The 16,228-nt window shown below is 46.8% G+C and carries 20 protein-coding genes, 1 tRNA gene and 1 other RNA gene; 19 read left to right on the top strand and 3 right to left on the bottom strand.

Translation table 11 applies throughout. The features are described 5' to 3' along the window. Positions 1–55: 55 nt before the first annotated feature. The 3 genes from FC20_RS00245 to FC20_RS00235 all read left to right on the top strand — a co-directional run bounded on the left by FC20_RS00245 (position 56) and on the right by FC20_RS00235 (position 2,000). The gene (locus tag FC20_RS00245; protein WP_008461779.1) at positions 56–562 is read left to right on the top strand and encodes a low molecular weight protein-tyrosine-phosphatase; all 507 of its coding nucleotides are present in this window, start codon (positions 56–58) and stop codon (positions 560–562) included. 100 nt (positions 563–662) lie between these two features. Further along, positions 663–1,304: an NAD(P)H-binding protein gene (locus FC20_RS00240; protein WP_008461781.1), complete on the top strand. Its 642-nt coding sequence runs from the start codon at positions 663–665 to the stop codon at positions 1,302–1,304. Between the two features lie 375 nt (positions 1,305–1,679). Beyond that, a complete protein-coding gene (locus tag FC20_RS00235) occupies positions 1,680–2,000 on the top strand; it encodes a hypothetical protein (protein ID WP_236697612.1) in 321 nt (106 codons plus the stop codon). Positions 2,001–2,052: 52 nt separating this feature from the next. On the opposite strand, the gene FC20_RS00230 is transcribed toward FC20_RS00235, so the two are convergent. Next, positions 2,053–3,696, bottom strand: a complete 1,644-nt coding sequence (locus tag FC20_RS00230) for an APC family permease (protein ID WP_008461784.1) — start codon at positions 3,694–3,696, stop codon at positions 2,053–2,055. Positions 3,697–3,955: 259 nt separating this feature from the next. Between FC20_RS00230 and msrA the strand changes: the two genes are divergently transcribed. Both msrA and FC20_RS00220 read left to right on the top strand, forming a co-directional pair. Then, positions 3,956–4,495 (top strand): peptide-methionine (S)-S-oxide reductase MsrA, encoded by a 540-nt coding sequence (gene msrA / locus FC20_RS00225; RefSeq protein ID WP_008461786.1) that lies wholly within the window; start codon positions 3,956–3,958, stop codon positions 4,493–4,495. A 24-nt stretch (positions 4,496–4,519) separates the two neighbouring features. After that, positions 4,520–5,368 carry a patatin-like phospholipase family protein gene (locus FC20_RS00220; RefSeq protein WP_039943877.1) on the top strand — a complete coding sequence of 283 codons (849 nt, stop codon included), beginning with the start codon at positions 4,520–4,522 and terminating at the stop codon, positions 5,366–5,368. Between the two features lie 36 nt (positions 5,369–5,404). Here the strand turns inward: FC20_RS00220 and FC20_RS00215 are convergent, their stop codons facing one another. Next, a complete protein-coding gene (locus tag FC20_RS00215) occupies positions 5,405–6,277 on the bottom strand; it encodes a metal ABC transporter solute-binding protein, Zn/Mn family (protein WP_008461790.1) in 873 nt (290 codons plus the stop codon). 145 nt (positions 6,278–6,422) lie between these two features. Between FC20_RS00215 and FC20_RS00210 the strand changes: the two genes are divergently transcribed. From FC20_RS00210 to ssrA, 12 genes are all read left to right on the top strand, one after another. Beyond that, on the top strand, positions 6,423–6,935 hold the full coding sequence (locus tag FC20_RS00210; RefSeq protein WP_008461792.1) for a VanZ family protein: 513 nt from the start codon (positions 6,423–6,425) through the stop codon (positions 6,933–6,935). A gap of 89 nt (positions 6,936–7,024) precedes the next feature. Beyond that, a complete protein-coding gene (locus FC20_RS00205) occupies positions 7,025–7,759 on the top strand; it encodes a YebC/PmpR family DNA-binding transcriptional regulator (protein ID WP_008461796.1) in 735 nt (244 codons plus the stop codon). Between the two features lie 143 nt (positions 7,760–7,902). Continuing rightward, on the top strand, positions 7,903–8,877 hold the full coding sequence (gene comGA / locus FC20_RS00200; RefSeq protein ID WP_008461797.1) for a competence type IV pilus ATPase ComGA: 975 nt from the start codon (positions 7,903–7,905) through the stop codon (positions 8,875–8,877). Further along, positions 8,843–9,844 (top strand): type II secretion system F family protein, encoded by a 1,002-nt coding sequence (locus FC20_RS00195; protein ID WP_039943865.1) that lies wholly within the window; start codon positions 8,843–8,845, stop codon positions 9,842–9,844. Before comGA ends, FC20_RS00195 begins: the two co-directional genes overlap by 35 nt. A gap of 15 nt (positions 9,845–9,859) precedes the next feature. Then, on the top strand, positions 9,860–10,231 hold the full coding sequence (gene comGC, locus FC20_RS00190; RefSeq protein WP_155859269.1) for a competence type IV pilus major pilin ComGC: 372 nt from the start codon (positions 9,860–9,862) through the stop codon (positions 10,229–10,231). Beyond that, positions 10,228–10,650, top strand: coding sequence for a pilus assembly FimT family protein (locus FC20_RS00185; protein WP_008461802.1), 423 nt, complete (start codon positions 10,228–10,230; stop codon positions 10,648–10,650). The genes comGC and FC20_RS00185 overlap by 4 nt, the downstream gene beginning before the upstream one ends. A 10-nt stretch (positions 10,651–10,660) precedes the next feature. Then, positions 10,661–10,906 carry a hypothetical protein gene (locus tag FC20_RS00180; RefSeq protein WP_008461804.1) on the top strand — a complete coding sequence of 82 codons (246 nt, stop codon included), beginning with the start codon at positions 10,661–10,663 and terminating at the stop codon, positions 10,904–10,906. Positions 10,907–10,949: 43 nt separating this feature from the next. Continuing rightward, positions 10,950–11,396 (top strand): hypothetical protein, encoded by a 447-nt coding sequence (locus FC20_RS00175; RefSeq protein WP_156402932.1) that lies wholly within the window; start codon positions 10,950–10,952, stop codon positions 11,394–11,396. 4 nt (positions 11,397–11,400) lie between these two features. Further along, positions 11,401–11,631: a hypothetical protein gene (locus FC20_RS00170; RefSeq protein WP_008461807.1), complete on the top strand. Its 231-nt coding sequence runs from the start codon at positions 11,401–11,403 to the stop codon at positions 11,629–11,631. 28 nt (positions 11,632–11,659) lie between these two features. Next, complete coding sequence (locus FC20_RS00165) at positions 11,660–12,658, top strand: class I SAM-dependent methyltransferase (protein ID WP_008461810.1); 999 nt, start codon at positions 11,660–11,662, stop codon at positions 12,656–12,658. A 33-nt stretch (positions 12,659–12,691) separates the two neighbouring features. Beyond that, on the top strand, positions 12,692–13,879 hold the full coding sequence (locus tag FC20_RS00160; protein WP_008461813.1) for an acetate/propionate family kinase: 1,188 nt from the start codon (positions 12,692–12,694) through the stop codon (positions 13,877–13,879). Between the two features lie 60 nt (positions 13,880–13,939). Next, positions 13,940–14,300: a transfer-messenger RNA gene (ssrA, locus tag FC20_RS09915) on the top strand. A 276-nt stretch (positions 14,301–14,576) separates the two neighbouring features. Here the strand turns inward: ssrA and FC20_RS00155 are convergent. Then, positions 14,577–14,653: transfer RNA gene (locus tag FC20_RS00155), tRNA-Ser, on the bottom strand. Between the two features lie 464 nt (positions 14,654–15,117). On the opposite strand from FC20_RS00155, the gene FC20_RS00150 reads away from it, so the two are divergent. Further along, positions 15,118–15,303: a hypothetical protein gene (locus FC20_RS00150; RefSeq protein WP_008460809.1), complete on the top strand. Its 186-nt coding sequence runs from the start codon at positions 15,118–15,120 to the stop codon at positions 15,301–15,303. A gap of 211 nt (positions 15,304–15,514) precedes the next feature. Next, positions 15,515–16,228 (top strand): response regulator transcription factor, encoded by a 714-nt coding sequence (locus FC20_RS00145; protein ID WP_008460807.1) that lies wholly within the window; start codon positions 15,515–15,517, stop codon positions 16,226–16,228.

Here is a 16,228-nt window from a genome sequence, read left to right as displayed (position 1 = left end):
CTAGCAAAATAATCATGGTATAATATTTTTTACCTTTTCAGGAAAGAGTGAAAATATGCAAGAAAGAGCAAATGAAAGTATGGATAAGAAACAAGAAACGAAGATACTCTTTGTCTGCCACGGCAACATCTGTCGCTCACCCATGGCTGAATTTATCATGAAGCAGCTGCTGGCGGAAAAGGGGTTAGATAAGTTAGTTAGCGTTGACTCCAAGGTCATCAGCAGCGAGGAAATTATCGGTGGAATCGGCAATCTGATGGATCCCCGGGCTGAGCGGGAACTAACCAAGCAAGGCGTGCCTTTTACCCAGCGCCGGGCTCAGCTGACGACTAAAGAAGACTATGCCAAGTATGACTACCTGGTTGCCATGGATAACGAAAATCTTTTGGCCTTAAACCAGATCTGCGGCGGCGACCCGGACCGGAAAGAATACAAGCTCCTGCAGTTTACCGGCAGCTACAATGATATCGATGACCCTTGGTACAGCAATGACTTTGAGACTGCTTTTCAGGAGATTAAAAGAGGCTGCGAAGGACTGCTGGCCAAGATCGTAGAAGATTAGCGAGAAGAGAAGTAAGCGCTAAACTGACAAATCTGCTATAATCGACATGTAAGTAAAAAAGTAATGTTACATGTAAGTAGGTTTAATAATGAGAAAATTTGTGATTTTACATCCCACTGGCCGCATTGGCCGGATGGTAATTGACAAAGTTTTAGCTGATGACCAGTTTAAGGACGTCAATTTGACCCTGGTGACTGACCGGCCTGAACTCATCCAGGATTTGGCTTCCGACAGAGTTGAAATCATTCCTGGCAAGGCTAGCGATTTAGCAGTCATCATGGAAGCCACCAAGGACTGCGATCTAGTCTTTTTGGCCAAGGTCGATGATAAAAAGTTCACCCGGATTACCCGCAATTTGGTCAAGGCCTCTAAAGAAAATGGCTTTGACCGGATCGTGGAATTGAGCCTAGCTGGCCTTTATTATGAAATCGTCGGTGAATTCGGCACCTGGGTGGATGAATGGGTCGGCAGCGGCCGCTTTTTGCCAGCTAGGGAGGCGGGCCACCGCTTGGAAGAAGCGGGCGTCAACTACACCTTGATCAGAATGCCGGCCTTGACCGACTGGCCAGACGTTAAGTATAGCCTGACTCAAAGAGATCAGGAATTCGTTGGCGTTTCGGTTTCTCGGGTCAGTGTTGCCGATCTGGTTTTGAAGATCATGGCGGATCCCAATTATCTGGCTTATGCCAGCGTGGGCATTGCCCAGCCTGAAACAGCCGGCTATGAGCGTCCAGTTTATTAGGCATCAAAAAAAGACTTGCATGAGCAAGTCTTTTTCTTTTGGCTAAATTAATTAGCAGTATTCGTCTTTTTAGCCCCTTGGGGAACCCGGCGGCCATCCGGATTATGGGAAAAAGAAACATGTTTCTGCCGAAGCTGAAAAGGCTAATTAGACCCCAGATCGTTTTCTCGCCCTCTTTTTTGCTTTAACACGTAACCATTCGTTTGGCAAATGATATAATATAAATAACTAAGGGACTGAAATTGCTGAAAGAAAACCCCCGATCAAGGTCGGGGGGAGATCGGAGGTGTATGTCATTATGGAACACACAAAAAAGGCAGTGACAAGGCCATTAAATATGTCATCAACGCATTTGTGATTATTGCCGTCTGTTGGATGAGCTTGTTCAACTTCTTGGGCATGGCCATCGGTGGGAATTTCTACCTGACCATGCCTGAGTTTGAAGGAGAAATCCTAGCGGGCATTGTCTATTTCAGCTGGATTTTCGAACCAGTCTATGCCGTTTTCCGTTTAACCCCTTGGTACAAGGGCCGCACAGCGCAAGTGATGACCGTGATTGCCATCGTGGTTGCCATTCCTGCCGGCTTCTTGGCTGGTTACACCACGGGCTGGATCGCTTTCGCATTTATCATGCCGATCCTCTTTGCAGCAGTGCTGATCTATGACGAATTGCAGCGGGAACACGAAAAGTATTAAGAATCCAAAAGAAAAAAGACTTGCATGAGCAAGTCTTTTTCTTTTGGCTAAATTAATTAGCAGTAGTCGTCTTTTTAGCACCTTGGGGAACTCGGCGGCCAATCAGCCAGACAGCTAAGAGTGCGATCACGGATTCGATCACGATGTAAAGGGCTCGCAGGTGAATTTTGGTCCCGCCCAGCCAAACGTTAAAGGTGATGGAACCTAAGATCAAAACGATCATCCAGGTCCATTGCTGCTTGTCAAAGGCCAGGCCGTATTCTTCTTCGCGCCGGCGGATGCCAGGGAAGATCCCGCCAAGACCGATCAAGACCAGGCAGGCCACGATGTTGATGGACAATTCGTACCACCAAACCCAGGTGCCTTCCTTAACGTCTTGTGGCATGAAGCCTAAGACCGTGGCTACGGCCGTAACCACCAAGAGGGCTAGGCCGACCAACCAGGCAACCGTGTCATTTTTAATATATCGGTAAACTGAAGGGTACTTCTTGGAATTTTTCCCTCTAACCTTCATGAAGGAGTAGAAGATCCAGCAGGTAACGGCTGGGGAGATGATCCCGTTCAAGTTTAAGAGCCAGTTGAAGATGTCGTTCATGTCTGGCAAGAAGATTCCGAGGACCATGATGAAGCCGCTGAGGAAGACCGTCAAGATGTAGCCATTGATTGGCAAGCCGTCCTTGTTGGTCTTTTTCAAAAACTTCGGCATGTACTTGTCGCCAGTGTCAGAAATCAGCATTCTGGTCATGGCGTCCAAAAGGACAGACAAGAGGGCCACATTGTAGAAGAAGGATGACCATGCGTAGATGTAAACCAGCAGGTTGCCCACGCCAAACTGCTTGCCCATGGCACCGAAAACGTAGTATTCACCGTTCATCTTCAGGTCGTTAGGCATGTGGTTGGCATCGATGTAGATGCCGAGGGCAATGGAGCCAAAGATGGTCAAAAAGCAGGTCATGACGGCCAAGGCAATCATGGCCTTTGGGAATTCCCGCTTAGGGTCCTTCATCCGGGTAACGTAAGGAGCGACTAGTTCAGAGCCGTTGACGGCATAAATCAGCATCCCCACGGTCGAGAAGTATTTGAGGTCAAATTTCGGGATGATCGTTTTCCAAGTAAAAGGCGTAGCGGTTCTGCCGCCAGACTTGGCGAGGCCCGCCATGGCCAGTAAGACAAAGAGGATGGTCATGACAAACATGGCCCAGCCGCCGATATTGGCCAAAATTTCCATTGATTCAGAGAACTTGTGCTCAATCAAGGTTAAGATAATGAAAATGAGGAAAGTAATTGCCGTAAACATGGCCGTTGACAAAAACTTGGGGTCCTCAAATTCGTCCGTACCCGTAAGACCCCAGCCAACGTCAACCAAGAGGCAGTTAGCGGTATCAACAACGTAAGGGATGGAGGCAGCCCAGTAGGTCCAAGCGGTAAAGTAGCCGAGGAATTCCCCGTCAGTCGCCCGGACCCATGAAGACAGGCCACCGCCTTCTTTGTTAAAGACGGAGCCCAGATGCCCCACGATCAAGGCATAAGGAACCACGTAGAGGAACATCATCAAAAACCAGGAGGTAATGACCGCCATTCCTTGGTTTTGGAAGTTGTACATGATGTCTTCTAGTCCAATCACGGTCACGAAGGCCATCATTGCCAGCGTTTGCCAGGAAATATACTTTCCCTTTTCATTCGTTAAATCGTCCATAAATTGTCCTTCCTGTTAAATCATTGCTTTTTAACAAGAAGCCTCGCCCGGGGACTTGTTTAATGAGCGCATTTCCATCTCCAATCTATAATAACTTGCTTTTGAACATAAATATTTTACAGGCTTGAAAGCGAAAAGACAATGAAAAAATGCACTAATTGTAAGTCGAATATCCAGGAAATTAGTTACAGTTTGGTGTAAAATAGCTGTTAACTTGCATGATTAACTTTTCATGAAAAAATAGAAAAGAGGCAGAAAAATGGACGAAACGAAGAAACTAGATAGCGCAATCTTTGCCGGAGGCTGCTTTTGGTGCATGGTTGAACCCTTTGATAGCCTGCCAGGCGTCGTCAGCGTGACTTCCGGCTATACCGGCGGGCACGTGGCTAATCCCACCTATGAGCAAGTCAAAAGCCAAACGACCGGCCATACCGAAGCCGTCAAGATTGTTTTTGACCCAGAATTGATGCCTTATGAAAAGCTTTTGGACTATTACTGGCAGGTGACGGACCCAACCGATGCTTCTGGCCAGTTCCAAGACCGGGGCGACAACTACCGGCCGGTCATTTTTTACAATTCGCCAGAGCAACAGGCTCAGGCTGAAACGTCCAAGGAAAGGCTAGCTCAAAGCGGCCGTTTTGATGACCCAATCGTAACCAAGATTGAGCCAGCAGCGCCTTTTTATGAAGCTGAAGACTACCACCAGGACTTTTACAAGAAAAATCCTGACCGCTATGCCTTAGAAGAAGCTCAAGGGCGGGCGAAGTTCATTGAAGACCACTGGAAGCAAAAAGATTAACAAGCAAAGAAAGGGATGCACGAAGTGAAAAAAGGCTTAGTGATGGAAGGCGGGGCCATGCGGGGCCTTTATACAGCGGGCGTGACCGATGTTTTGATGAAATATGGCATCACCTTTGATGGCGCCGTTGGGGTGTCAGCCGGCGTCACCTTTGGCTGCAACTATAAATCTCTTCAAGCCGGGCGGGTTCTTCGGTACATCATGCGCTATGGGGCCTGGCCCCAGTTTAAGAGCTGGCGGTCCTTTTTCACGACCGGCGACTTATATGGGGTGGACTTTTGCTACCGGCAGATCCCGGAGCACTATGACCCCTTTGATACGGCCAGCTTCGCCAGAAACCCCATGAAGTTTTGGTGCGTTGCCACTGATGTCGCCACAGCCAAGCCGGTTTACCACCTCTTAAAGGATGGCAAGGGCGAGGACGTTTCCTGGATTCGGGCGTCGGCCTCTATTCCCTTTTTTGCCCGGCCGGTTAAAATTGGGCAAAGACTCTACTTCGACGGCGGGGTCAGCGACTCGATCCCGGCCCGCTTTTTAAAAGAGCAAGGCTACGAGAAAAACGTAGTGATCTTGACCCAGCCAGCCGGTTACCGGAAAGAGGCCGACAAGTTGCAGCCCTTGATTGACCGTTTGCTTAAAAAGTACCCGGCTATTGTCCGCCACCTCCATGTCCGGCACCTGGAATATAACGCTTGCCTGGACTACATCGCGCAAGAGGAGCAAAAGGGCAGCCTTTTCGTCTTCCGGCCAACGGCTGACATCGATGTCAGTGCCTTAGAAAAAGACCCTAAGCGCTTAAAGGCGGTCTACCAAGTGGGGGTCCGGGATGCAGAAGAGCGGATTTTAGAACTAAAAGAATTTTTGGCAAAGTAAAAGGACTCTTGTGAGTCCTTTTTTCGTTTATTCAAGTTATTGCTGACTAAACTTAGCCAGCTTTTGGTAGTTGCTTAACATCCATTTGGCGTAAGAAACCCTGTTAGGCATGGTTTCCCGCACTTCGATGATTGGAATGTTCTTGTCCTTAGCCTTTTTGATAAAAGTCTTCACCGTGTCAGAGCTTGACTGGGTGTTGTTGACAAAGAAGGCGATTTGCTTCTTCTCGATTGCCTTGTTCATTTTTGCAATCATGGCTGCGCTTGGGTCAGTTTCTTTTTCGGTAGCTTCTTCAAAGTTCTTGTCGCCGATGGTAAAGCCGGTCCGCTCTAAGGCGTAGTCAAAAACGGGCTCGCTGACAAAGACTGGCTTGCTCTTCTTGCCATCGGTTTGGTCAGCGACCTTTTCAATCTTGGCGATCTGCTTGAGGTAGGCCTTGGCATTTGCCTGGTAGTAGCTAGCGTGCTTTTTGTCCAGCTTGCTCAGCTTTTTAACCAGGTAGGCTACGTATTTTTTAGGCATGGTCAAGTTGTACCAAATATGCGGATTAGCGCTGGAAGACAGCCCCATCAGGTCTTCGCCAACTTTGACTTCCTTTTTGTCGTTAGAAGAGGCCAGATTGCCCATCCAGGAGTCATAGCCCATGCCGTTGGCAACAACAATATCGGCTTGGACCACGACCTTGGCTGAAGCCGTAGTAGGCTCAAAGTCGTGGGGGTCAGTGTTGCCATTAGCAATCAGAGCCGTGGCCTTGCCGTACTTGCCGACGATTTGGCTTGCGATATCCGCATAAATGTTGGTGGAAGTGACAATGTTAATCTTGCTTCCGCTATTATTTTGCTGGCTGCAGGCCGTGAGCAGTCCGAGACAAAGGAGCAGCAGGGGCCAGATCAATTTACGTTTTTTCATGATGAATTTTTCCTTTCACGAGATAAAAAATAATTCGTCTAATGATTCACATTAACCTGCAAATCATATCAGAATACGAGAAAAAGAATAGCTTGTCAAGCTTTTTGACTAAATAGGATCGAAAAAAGATGGTAAAATATTTTTCATGAATGATTTTAAGTTTACGAAAAGAGAAAAAGTTTACCTGTTATTAGCCTGCTTGATCTTGGTCATGCTCTTCATTTCCAGCTCCATGACCTACCATGAGCAAAAAATGAAGCCAGGCTTTATCCACACCTACCTAGGCTGGCTAGAAGAGCTGATCCACAAGCTCAATATCTACTACGCGGGCGAGTGGCACAATGTTAAAACTGATGGCTCATCGGGCTTCACTCAGTTTGTGGTGCGAAAATTGGCCCATTTTACCAGCTACTTCTTTTATGGTCTCTTTGCCTACCTAGGCTTAAGGCGAATTTTTGTTATTAAATGGACTGGCCCGATTTTTGTCTGGTTCAGCAGTCTGGCTTTTGCGACCATGGACGAATTCCACCAATTTTTAACTGGGGACCGGACGCCGACCATCCACGACGTGATGCTGGACGGCAGCGGCGCCTTTTGTGCAATCTTGCTGGCGGTAATTTTTTACCTGATTCAGGGGAAAAAAGCGAGAAAAAACTAGCTTTTGCCTGGAGAAACCGTTGAATTTCTTGCCTGCCTGCGTTATGATTAAAAAGTTGATGATATTAATTAAAGAAAGAAGGATCCTAAATGTCAGGACATTCAAAATGGCACAATATTCAAGGCCGCAAGAATGCGCAAGACGCTAAGAGAGGGAAAGTTTTCCAAAAGCTTTCTCGTGAAATTTACATGGCTGCAAAGAGTGGTGGTCCTGACCCTTCAGGTAATCCAAGTTTGCGTTTGGTCATGGACAAGGCTCGCGCAGCCAACATGCCAAAGGACAACATCCAACGGGCAATCAAGAAGGCTGAAGGCAACTCAGACGAACACTACGATGAAGTAACTTACGAAGGTTACGCACCTGGTGGCGTTGCTGTCTTGGTTGAAGCCTTGACTGACAACAAGAACCGGACTGCTTCTTCAGTTCGCGTTGCCTTTACTCGTAACGGCGGCAGCCTTGGTGCTACTGGGTCAGTTTCTTACATGTTTGACCGGAAGGGCTACATCGTAATTGACCGCTCAACCACTGATGCTGACGAAGACCAAATGCTGATGGACGTCATGGAAGCTGGCGGCGATGACTTGCAAACTAGCGATGACGCCTACGAAATCTACACTGACGCGAAGAGCTTTACTAGCGTTCGTGACGCTTTGGAAAAGGCTGGCTACAAGCTTGCTGTTTCTGAATTGACCATGGTGCCACAAAATACCACTCCAGTTCCTGCTGACAAGAAGGAACAATTTGAAAAGCTGGTTGACGCTTTGGAAGACGACGATGACGTTTCTAACGTTTACACCGCCGCAGCTGATGAAGACGAAGACTAGTTCGAAATAAGCTGAATATTTTACAAAACCGCACTTTCGTAAGAGAGAAGCGGTTTTTTTGCGCCTTTTTTCGGTAAAAATTGCATTTTTGGCGTAATAAATAGTGGGGGGTAAAAATCGGCATTTTTTGAAAGGAGGAAAGCATGGCAATCGAAGAGCAGGTTTTAGCTTTAGTCAAGGAGGCGATTCATGAACGTGCTAGCGACATCTTTTTCCTGCCTAAGGAAAAGGGCTATCTGATCCAGCTCAGAACCTCCAAGGGTCTAGCCCCCTTAAAAGGGGTTAGCTTTCAAAGCGGCCAAGAGCTCTTGACCTGGTTTAAGTATGCCGCCCAGATGGACATCGCCGAAAAGCGGCGTCCGCAAGTGGGCAGCATGAAGCTAGCCATAGAGGGCAAGGACTACTGGCTGCGACTATCGAGCTTAGGAGACTATCAAGGCCGCGAGTCTTTGGTGATTCGCTTGATCTATGCCTTGAGCCAGAGCCGCTACTTTTTCCCAGAGCAATTAGAAGACCTAGCCCGCTTTTGTCAGAGAAGGGGGCTGATTATCACCAGTGGCCCTACTGGGTCAGGCAAGACGACCACCATGTACGAGCTAGCCAAAAGGCTCAGCCAGACTAAGATGGTGATGACGATTGAAGATCCGGTCGAGGTGCATGAGGGGAGTTTTTTGCAAACTCAGATCAATCCGGTTGCTGGGATCAGCTACTTGAGCCTGCTAAAGGCGGCTTTGCGCCACCGGCCGGACGTCTTGATCATCGGGGAAATCCGCGATAGCGAGACGGCCCACCTGGCAGTCGATGCTGCCTTAAGCGGGCATCTGGTTTTAGCTACGGTCCATGCCAAGAGTACTTTTCAAACAATTTCCCGTCTAGAAAGCCTAGGAGTGCTAGAAAATGAGCTGGTCAACTGCTTGACGGCTGTATCATATCAACGCCTCTTGCCGGGCAAGCAGGGGACCGCCTGCCTCTTAGACCTAGCTGGACCGGACTTGCTGAAAAAAGTGCTCTTGCAAAAAAAACGCGGAGACTTTCATAATTGGGCAGACAACCTAGCCCAGCTTTTGAAGGAGGGCATCATTGATGAAACTACTGCCAGCCAGTTTAGCCAAGGATAAGCTGAACCGGGAAGAACAAGTGGAGCTGCTAAACTTTTTAAGCACCAGCCTGCAAAATGGCTTTCCCCTGTCAAAGGGCTTGCAGCTCTTGCCTCTGTTGTGGCCCAAAAAGTCCTGGCTGAGGCAGCTGGATGAACAAGTGCGGGGAGGGGGCAGTTTTAGCGAGGAGCTGGTGAAGTTAGGCTACTCCAAAACAGCAGCCACCCAGCTGAACATCGCGCTCAGCCAGGGCAAGCTGCAAGAATCCCTTGCCCAGCTTGCCCAGCTCGGCCGGATGAAGAATGAGCAGATCAAGAAGCTGGAAGGGGAATTGGCCTATCCGATTGTCCTAGCCATCATGATGACCCTGCTGCTGGTTTTCATGCAAAACTTTTTGTCAGTACAATTTGCAGGCAGTTCTGCAAAGCAGGGAGATTTGCTGATCTACCTGCTGGTTATAGCAACGGTTACTTTGCTTGCAGCGATTGCCATCATGGCAGGCTACTTCAAAAAGCAGGACTATGGATCGCTCCTAAAGCTAACTAAAGTGCCGTTTATTGGGGAAGCCGTGAAACTGTACGGGCAGTACCTGATTTGCTATGACCTGGGGATGCTGCTGGCGAGCGGGTTTTCTTTACAGGAGATGTGCTTTTTTGCCAGCCAGCAGACCAAGGGCTCCTTGCAAGAAGCTGTAGGGAAAAAGGTAAGTGAGCAATTGAAAAGAGGGAAGGATTTATCCAAGATTATTCAAGAAGAGCCTTTTTTAAACGCTAATTTGCTCTTGCTGGTCGAAACTGGCGCTAGCCGGCGAGAACTCAGCAAGCAGTGCCTGCTCCTAGCCAAGCTGCTGTTTACCCGCCTAACGCAGAAAATTGAAAAAATGATTGTGAATGTTCAGCCAATCTGCTTCATTTTGATTGGCCTGTGCATTATTGGGATGTATCTAAAGCTGCTGTTGCCGATTTACGGCAGCATGCAGCGGATGTAGATTGTGAGGAAAATAATGAAAATGATGAAGAATCATTTGGAAAAGAAGCTGCAGAAGCTTTTTCCAAAAAAGCAGCCGGGTTTTACCCTGATCGAAATGGTAATTGTGGTTGCGATCATTGCAACCTTGGTGTTGCTGATCTCGCCGAACTTGCTGTCACAGAAGGAGAAGGCGGATAATCGGTCGAAGAATGCGTTTGTATCAACGTTACAGACGCAAATTCAATTGTATCGGGAAGATCACAATAATACAGATCCTACTACTTTTAAGCAAATGACTGATGAACATTATTTAACTGCTGATCAACAAAAGAAAGCAGAAGAGAACAACTTTACGATCGAAGAGGTAATGAAAGATCAAACTGCTAAAGATGCTGGTACAAAATGAAAGCTCGGGCTTTTACCCTGCTAGAAACGGTGATCGTCCTAGCGATTACGATCATGGTACTTGGAATCGGCGAGTTTACTTTAACCGGTTATGAAGACCATCTGCGTTTTGTCCGGACGACCGATCAAGTGATGGATGCCATCAACAACACGGTTAGGAAAGTGATGATTACCGGCAAGGCAGGGGAGATTAGAAATTATTTTAACGATGGGAAAGTCAAAATCACTCAGGGAGATGATGTGCAGTACATTAACCTCCCTAAAGGGATGAAGGTTGGGATTCTTACTCAGGATACTAATATAATGATCCATCAAGATGGCCACTTTGATAAGGCTTGTACTATTGAATTCAAATATAGGGGGCAGTGTGAAAAGAAATATACGTTTGGCATGGCCTTTGGTACGGCCGAAGAAAAGTAGTCCAGCCTTTTTGGCGGTAGAAGCTATTGTAGCCTTAGCAATCATCTGTGTAGCAATTAATACGACGGCGGTTTGCCTGAGTGGCAGCAAGACTCTAGTCGAAAAGTCTAGCAGACGTTGCGACCAAGCCTTGGCCTACCATGTCCTAAAAAAGTGCCAGGTCGACCGGGTGAAGGTGCATGGACATTACTACCAGCTGAGGGGGGACAAGAAAGTTTATGATGAGGAAGAAAACAAGACTTACGCGTTCAAGTAAACAACCAGCCTTTAGTTTGCTAGAAGCCTGTTTAGCAGTGCTCGTGACTGCCATTGCCATCTCTTTGTCTGGTGACCTCTTGTCCATGCTGAAAAGCTTTGAAAAGCAGGAACAACCGGTCAATCAACTAGCCTTGTCTTATTTGCAATTGGATCGCTTTTTGAAAAAGGACTGCGATAGGGTCTATGTCGATTTGAAAAATTCTGACGAAGATAAGGTGAGGATTGTCAAAGAGGCTAAGGGTAAAGTAGATAAGAATTACCTTTTAACAACCGCAAACCATCGCAATGAATTAGTTCTCTCAGGAGGTACTGGTAAGGGCAACATGCGCCTGCTAAGGATTTGGTCAGCCAGTTTTGAAGCCCAAGATGGCCTAGTCAAGATCAGCATCACCGAGCCCAACAAGAACTACTCTAAACTCTACCTCAAGTTGGACAAAGCGCCAAAGGATGATGAGCAAGTCAAAAGCAAAGAGGAAACGAAGGATTAGAAAAATGAACAAAAGAGCGATGATGGAAAAAGTTCAGAGCCTGCAAAGGATACTAGTAAGGCCGCAAGCGGCTAGCGCCCTGCTTAGCGCAGTCCTCTTAACAGCAACCTGCTTGTTGCTGATTGAATGCTACTTAGGCACCTATAAAGAGTCCGTTACTAACAACAGTCTCTTAATCAAGTACCTGCTGGGAAAGTCAAATGCTTGCGGCTTGATTTGCCTTTCTTTAAAATAAATATGTACGAAAAAGAAGGGTGAATCTGATGAATAGAATTGAAGAACTTTTTAGCCAAACGCTTGACGCAGTACAATGTTTGCAAGATGCCTTGAACGTTCCCTTGGCTGAAGCCTTGACGGAAACTTTTGACAACTTGGAAAATGGCGACATCCGCGTGGAAATGGGTGCTCCTGACCAAGCTGCCGTTGACCAGCTGAAGGAAAAGTACGCTGCCTTAGGCTATGACCACTGGTCCAGCCAACAAAAGAGCCAAGTTTACGGCCTCTTGATGCTGAAGGCGATCAATGACGATGGCCGGGATGCCAACCAAATGCCAACTCCCCCAATCATGGCCACGGTTTTGACCTTGTTTATGGACAAGCTCTTGCCTAAGAAAAAGCAGCTCCTGCTTGACCCAGCCCTAGGCAGCGGCAACCTACTGTTTACGGTGACCAAGCAGCTTGCTCAAGAAAACCACTCAGTCAACTACTTTGATTTGGTGGGTCTTGACAACGATGAAGAAATGCTGAACCTGGCTGATGTTGGCGCCCACCTGGCTGGTTTGGACGTTGATTTTTACTGCCAAGACGCTTTGACCCCTTGGCCGGTTAAGCCAGACGCTGTTGTTAGTGACATGCCAATCGGCTTTTACGCTAATGACGCAAACGCCCAAAACTTTGACCTGCGCACCAAGGAAGGGCATTCTTACTCCCATGTTTTGATGGTAGAACAAATCGTCAAAAATCTGGCACCAGACGGCTTTGCCTTCTTGCTAGTGCCGCAAAGCATGCTGACCGGCCAAGTCGGCGCTGACTTTATGCCTTGGCTGGCTGGCAAGGTTCACTTGCAAGCCATTGTCCAGCTGCCAAGCCGCCTATTCCAAAGTAAAATAGGTGAAAAGAGCATCCTTGTCTTCCAAAACCACGGCCAAAGCCGTCCACCAAAGGAAGTCTTGCTCACAAAGCTTGATAATCTCAAGAGTGAAGAATCACTGGTTGGCCTTAATATTAAGCTGAACGAGTGGTATACTAAGAGAGATGATTAAGTTTGTGAAGTAAGTTAAAGGAGTAATTTAATTATGGATAAGGTTTTAGCAATCAACTCTGGCTCATCATCATTCAAATATAAGATTTTCTCATTGGATGATGAACAAGTCCTCGCATCTGGTTTAGGTGACCGGATCGGTATCGATGGATCAACTTTTTCCATTAAATTAGCCAATGGTGAAAAGCATGAGGCGGAAGTTGACTTGCCAAACCAAGAGGCTGCCGTTCAAACCTTGCTGAAGTGGTTAAAGGAATACGGCGTAATTGAAGACGTTAAAGAAATCGTTGGGGTTGGCCACAGAATCGTTAGTGGTGGGGACTTGTTCCCAGACTCAGCCATTATCGACAAGGACAACTTGCACAAGGTCTTTGATTTGGCTGACTACGCACCACTCCACAACCCGGCAGAAGGCCGCGGCATTCAAGCCTTTATGGAACTCTTGCCAAATGTTCCGCAAGTAGGGGTTTTTGACACCTCCTTCCACCAATCAATGGACGCGGTTCACTACCTTTACTCTTTGCCATACGAATACTACGAAAAGTACAAGGTTCGTAAGTACGGTGCCCACGGCACTTCAGTGCGTTTCGTATCTCAAAGAGCAGCTGAACTGATGGGCAAGGATTTGAAGGACTTGAAGCTGATCGTTTGTCACTTGGGTTCAGGTGCATCTGTGACTGCCGTTAAGGATGGAAAGTGCTACGACACGTCAATGGGCTTCTCTCCACTTGCCGGTGTTACCATGGGTACGCGTTCAGGCGATGTTGACCCATCAGCTCTTCAGCACATCATGCACAAGGAAGGCATGACTGACTTTGACGAAATGATCGACATTTTGAACCATAAGTCAGGTTTGTTGGGCATTTCTGGCATTTCCAGCGACAAGCGTGATATCAGAAACAGCGACTCACCAAGAGCTCAGCTGGCTAGTGATATCTTCGATGATCGTGTAGTTCGCTACATTGGTTCTTACATTGCTGAAATGAACGGGGCTGATGCGATTATCTTCACTGCCGGTATCGGTGAACACGACGATCCAATGAGAAAAGACGTTTTGAGCAAGTTCACTTACATGGGCGTTGAAGTTGATGACGCAGCTAACGAAAGCAATGAAGAAGGATTCATCACGACCAAGGATTCCAAGCTGAAGGCCTTGGTAATCCCAACTGACGAAGAATTGATGATCGAACGTGACGTTGTACGTTTGGCTAAGCTTAAGTAATTAAGCAAAAATCTTGAGGGCAAGGTTATTTTTTGATAAAATGACCTTGTCTTCTTTTATGGGGATGTTTTGGGATTCGACAGGCGTAGATTCGCGCTGATTGCGATTCGTAGGTTACGTCTACGTAAAAACGTTAACAGTTTAAATTAACTGCAAACGAAAACTCATACGCTGTAGCTGCTTAATTGCGCTCAGCTGCCAATAGATGACCGGCCCGTGGCCGTCTTGCGGTATCAACCTTACGGGATACGCTTGCTTATCAGACCTGAATAAGTAAGAAGAGATCATCAGGTTAGCCAGGACTTGTTTGCCCTGTTATATGGCGTTTGGTGCTGGTGAAATTTAAGTAATATAACTATGATCGTAGATATTGGTGACGGAATGCGTTTGGACAGGGGTTCAATTCCCCTCATCTCCATTGATATAGGGCGGGAAAGCTTGATATATCAACAATTCAGCGACTATAGGGACCCCAAAAGGACCCTAAAGCCCAAAAAAGCCACGTACTAAACTAGTGCGTGGCTTTTTTATTGTTTAAACTAGAAACTAACTAGAAAAAGCGATGGATGTGCCCCCCAAAAATTAGTGTCCTAATTTCGGGGGGCATATCAAGCTAGGCTTTTTCTATTTTTACATGGCTTGGTTCCCAAGATGCTTTAAAATCATTTTTATATCAATGATTAGGGGCTATATTTTAAGGAGCGTACGGATTTGAGCCTGCGCGCCAATTCAGGCGGGTTTCGAGTCCGCTGCATTACCACTCTGCCAACGCTCAAGAACATTTGTTATACTGTAAAGTTAGGTAAAGTAAAAGGGGGAGGAAAAAATTTGCGCAAAAACTAGCATGGGGGTGGATGTGTTGGTTACCGTGAATGATAGATCCAAATTTAGATTTTTAACCACGAACTAATATGAAAACAGCTTTATTGGATATATCCATCGAAGGCTTCTTCGCCTTATTGCCAAAGTCGATCTTTTGCTTTTTATGCTATACTTACTTTAGTCCTCATGCAAATGGGGGTGATCCTCGCATGTCGGTGAAGCCGTCCGGCCCTCTGCAGTGTTCCCCACGCAGGTGGGGGTGATCCCAAAGCAAGGTCAAGCGAATTGCCTTCAAGCAAGTGCTCCCCACGTATGTGGGGGTGATCCTAATTGGGCGTGCTACCCCAAGTGCGGAATTATGTGTTCCCCACGTATGTGGGGGTGATCCTGTGGAAAAATAAGGCGGGTAGATTAAAATGATTGCGATGAAAGTACTTGATACCCTATATATTCCAGACTTAGATTCTACATATGTGGCTTTTCAGAGCTCTGAACCTCTAAACGGTCGCAAGTATATCATGCTGGATGCCTCTCCTGGCCTTATTCCTGTGGCCCTGTTCGCGGCGGCAATTATCAAATTTTTAACCAGTGAAGATGACTAATTAAGGCAGCCTGCGGGCTGTCTTTTTTAACGGATAAGTTGTTTTTACGGGAAATTTTTAACAAAAAAACTTATAATAAAAGAATAGAGCTTGTAGAAAAAATGAAATTCAAGCAAATTTCACATAATTTTAGCCAGCAGGTGCAAGATATTTGCTAGAGTAAAAATGATATAGTGCGCTTATGCAATTTCTTAGATAAAGGGGAATAAAAATGAAGATACTAATGGTTGAAGATGATATTTCAGTATCACAAATGATGGAACTCTTCTTCAAGAAGGAAGGCTGGGACCAAGATCCTGCCTACGATGGCGAAGAAGCGATTGCCAAGTTTAAGGCTAATCCAGATGCTTACGACATCATTACCTTGGACTTGAACCTGCCAAAGAAAGACGGGATTCAGGTTGCCCGGGAAATTCGTGAAATTTCTGAAACTGTGCCGATTATTATGTTAACGGCCCGCGATAGCGAATCTGACCAAGTTTTGGGCTTGGGCATTGGGGCAGACGATTACGTAACTAAGCCATTTAGTCCGTTGGCCCTGATTGCTCGCATCAAGGCCTTGCACCGGCGGGTAATGTTAGAAGAAACGCCAAAGAAGGAAGCAGCCACTGACTTTGACCTGGAGACTAAGCACATCAAGATCTCTAAGAGCCGCCGGGAAGTCTATTTTGACGACACCCGGATCGAAGGCTTGACGCCGAAGGAATTTGAATTGCTGTACACCATGGCCCAAAAGCCAAAGCAGGTCTTCTCAAGAGAGCAGCTTTTGGAACTGATCTGGGGCTATGAATACTTTGGTGAAGAAAGAACCGTTGACGCCCATATCAAGAAGCTGCGCCAAAAGCTGGAAAAGTATGGCCCGCAGATCATTCAAACCGTTTGGGGCGTTGGCTACAAGTTTGACGATTCACAGGTAAAAATCTAA

Origin of the sequence: Lactobacillus equicursoris DSM 19284 = JCM 14600 = CIP 110162 (assembly GCF_001434815.1) — a bacterium.
Classification (GTDB): domain Bacteria; phylum Bacillota; class Bacilli; order Lactobacillales; family Lactobacillaceae; genus Lactobacillus; species Lactobacillus equicursoris.
This window is presented reverse-complemented; position numbering and strand designations above follow the sequence as displayed.

Bases quoted from the DNA above. Each gene is read 5' to 3' on its own strand.
- FC20_RS00245 (WP_008461779.1), top strand. From the start codon at position 56: ATGCAAGAAAGAGCAAATGAAAGTATGGATAAGAAACAAGAAACGAAG.
- FC20_RS00235 (WP_236697612.1), top strand. From the start codon at position 1,680: ATGAGCTTGTTCAACTTCTTGGGCATGGCCATCGGTGGGAATTTCTAC.
- FC20_RS00230 (WP_008461784.1), bottom strand. From the start codon at position 3,696: ATGGACGATTTAACGAATGAAAAGGGAAAGTATATTTCCTGGCAAACG.
- msrA (WP_008461786.1), top strand. From the start codon at position 3,956: ATGGACGAAACGAAGAAACTAGATAGCGCAATCTTTGCCGGAGGCTGC.
- FC20_RS00215 (WP_008461790.1), bottom strand. From the start codon at position 6,277: ATGAAAAAACGTAAATTGATCTGGCCCCTGCTGCTCCTTTGTCTCGGA.
- FC20_RS00210 (WP_008461792.1), top strand. From the start codon at position 6,423: ATGAATGATTTTAAGTTTACGAAAAGAGAAAAAGTTTACCTGTTATTA.
- FC20_RS00205 (WP_008461796.1), top strand. From the start codon at position 7,025: ATGTCAGGACATTCAAAATGGCACAATATTCAAGGCCGCAAGAATGCG.
- comGA (WP_008461797.1), top strand. From the start codon at position 7,903: ATGGCAATCGAAGAGCAGGTTTTAGCTTTAGTCAAGGAGGCGATTCAT.
- FC20_RS00195 (WP_039943865.1), top strand. From the start codon at position 8,843: ATGAAACTACTGCCAGCCAGTTTAGCCAAGGATAAGCTGAACCGGGAA.
- comGC (WP_155859269.1), top strand. From the start codon at position 9,860: ATGAAAATGATGAAGAATCATTTGGAAAAGAAGCTGCAGAAGCTTTTT.
- FC20_RS00185 (WP_008461802.1), top strand. From the start codon at position 10,228: ATGAAAGCTCGGGCTTTTACCCTGCTAGAAACGGTGATCGTCCTAGCG.
- FC20_RS00170 (WP_008461807.1), top strand. From the start codon at position 11,401: ATGAACAAAAGAGCGATGATGGAAAAAGTTCAGAGCCTGCAAAGGATA.
- FC20_RS00165 (WP_008461810.1), top strand. From the start codon at position 11,660: ATGAATAGAATTGAAGAACTTTTTAGCCAAACGCTTGACGCAGTACAA.
- FC20_RS00160 (WP_008461813.1), top strand. From the start codon at position 12,692: ATGGATAAGGTTTTAGCAATCAACTCTGGCTCATCATCATTCAAATAT.
- FC20_RS00150 (WP_008460809.1), top strand. From the start codon at position 15,118: ATGATTGCGATGAAAGTACTTGATACCCTATATATTCCAGACTTAGAT.
- FC20_RS00145 (WP_008460807.1), top strand. From the start codon at position 15,515: ATGAAGATACTAATGGTTGAAGATGATATTTCAGTATCACAAATGATG.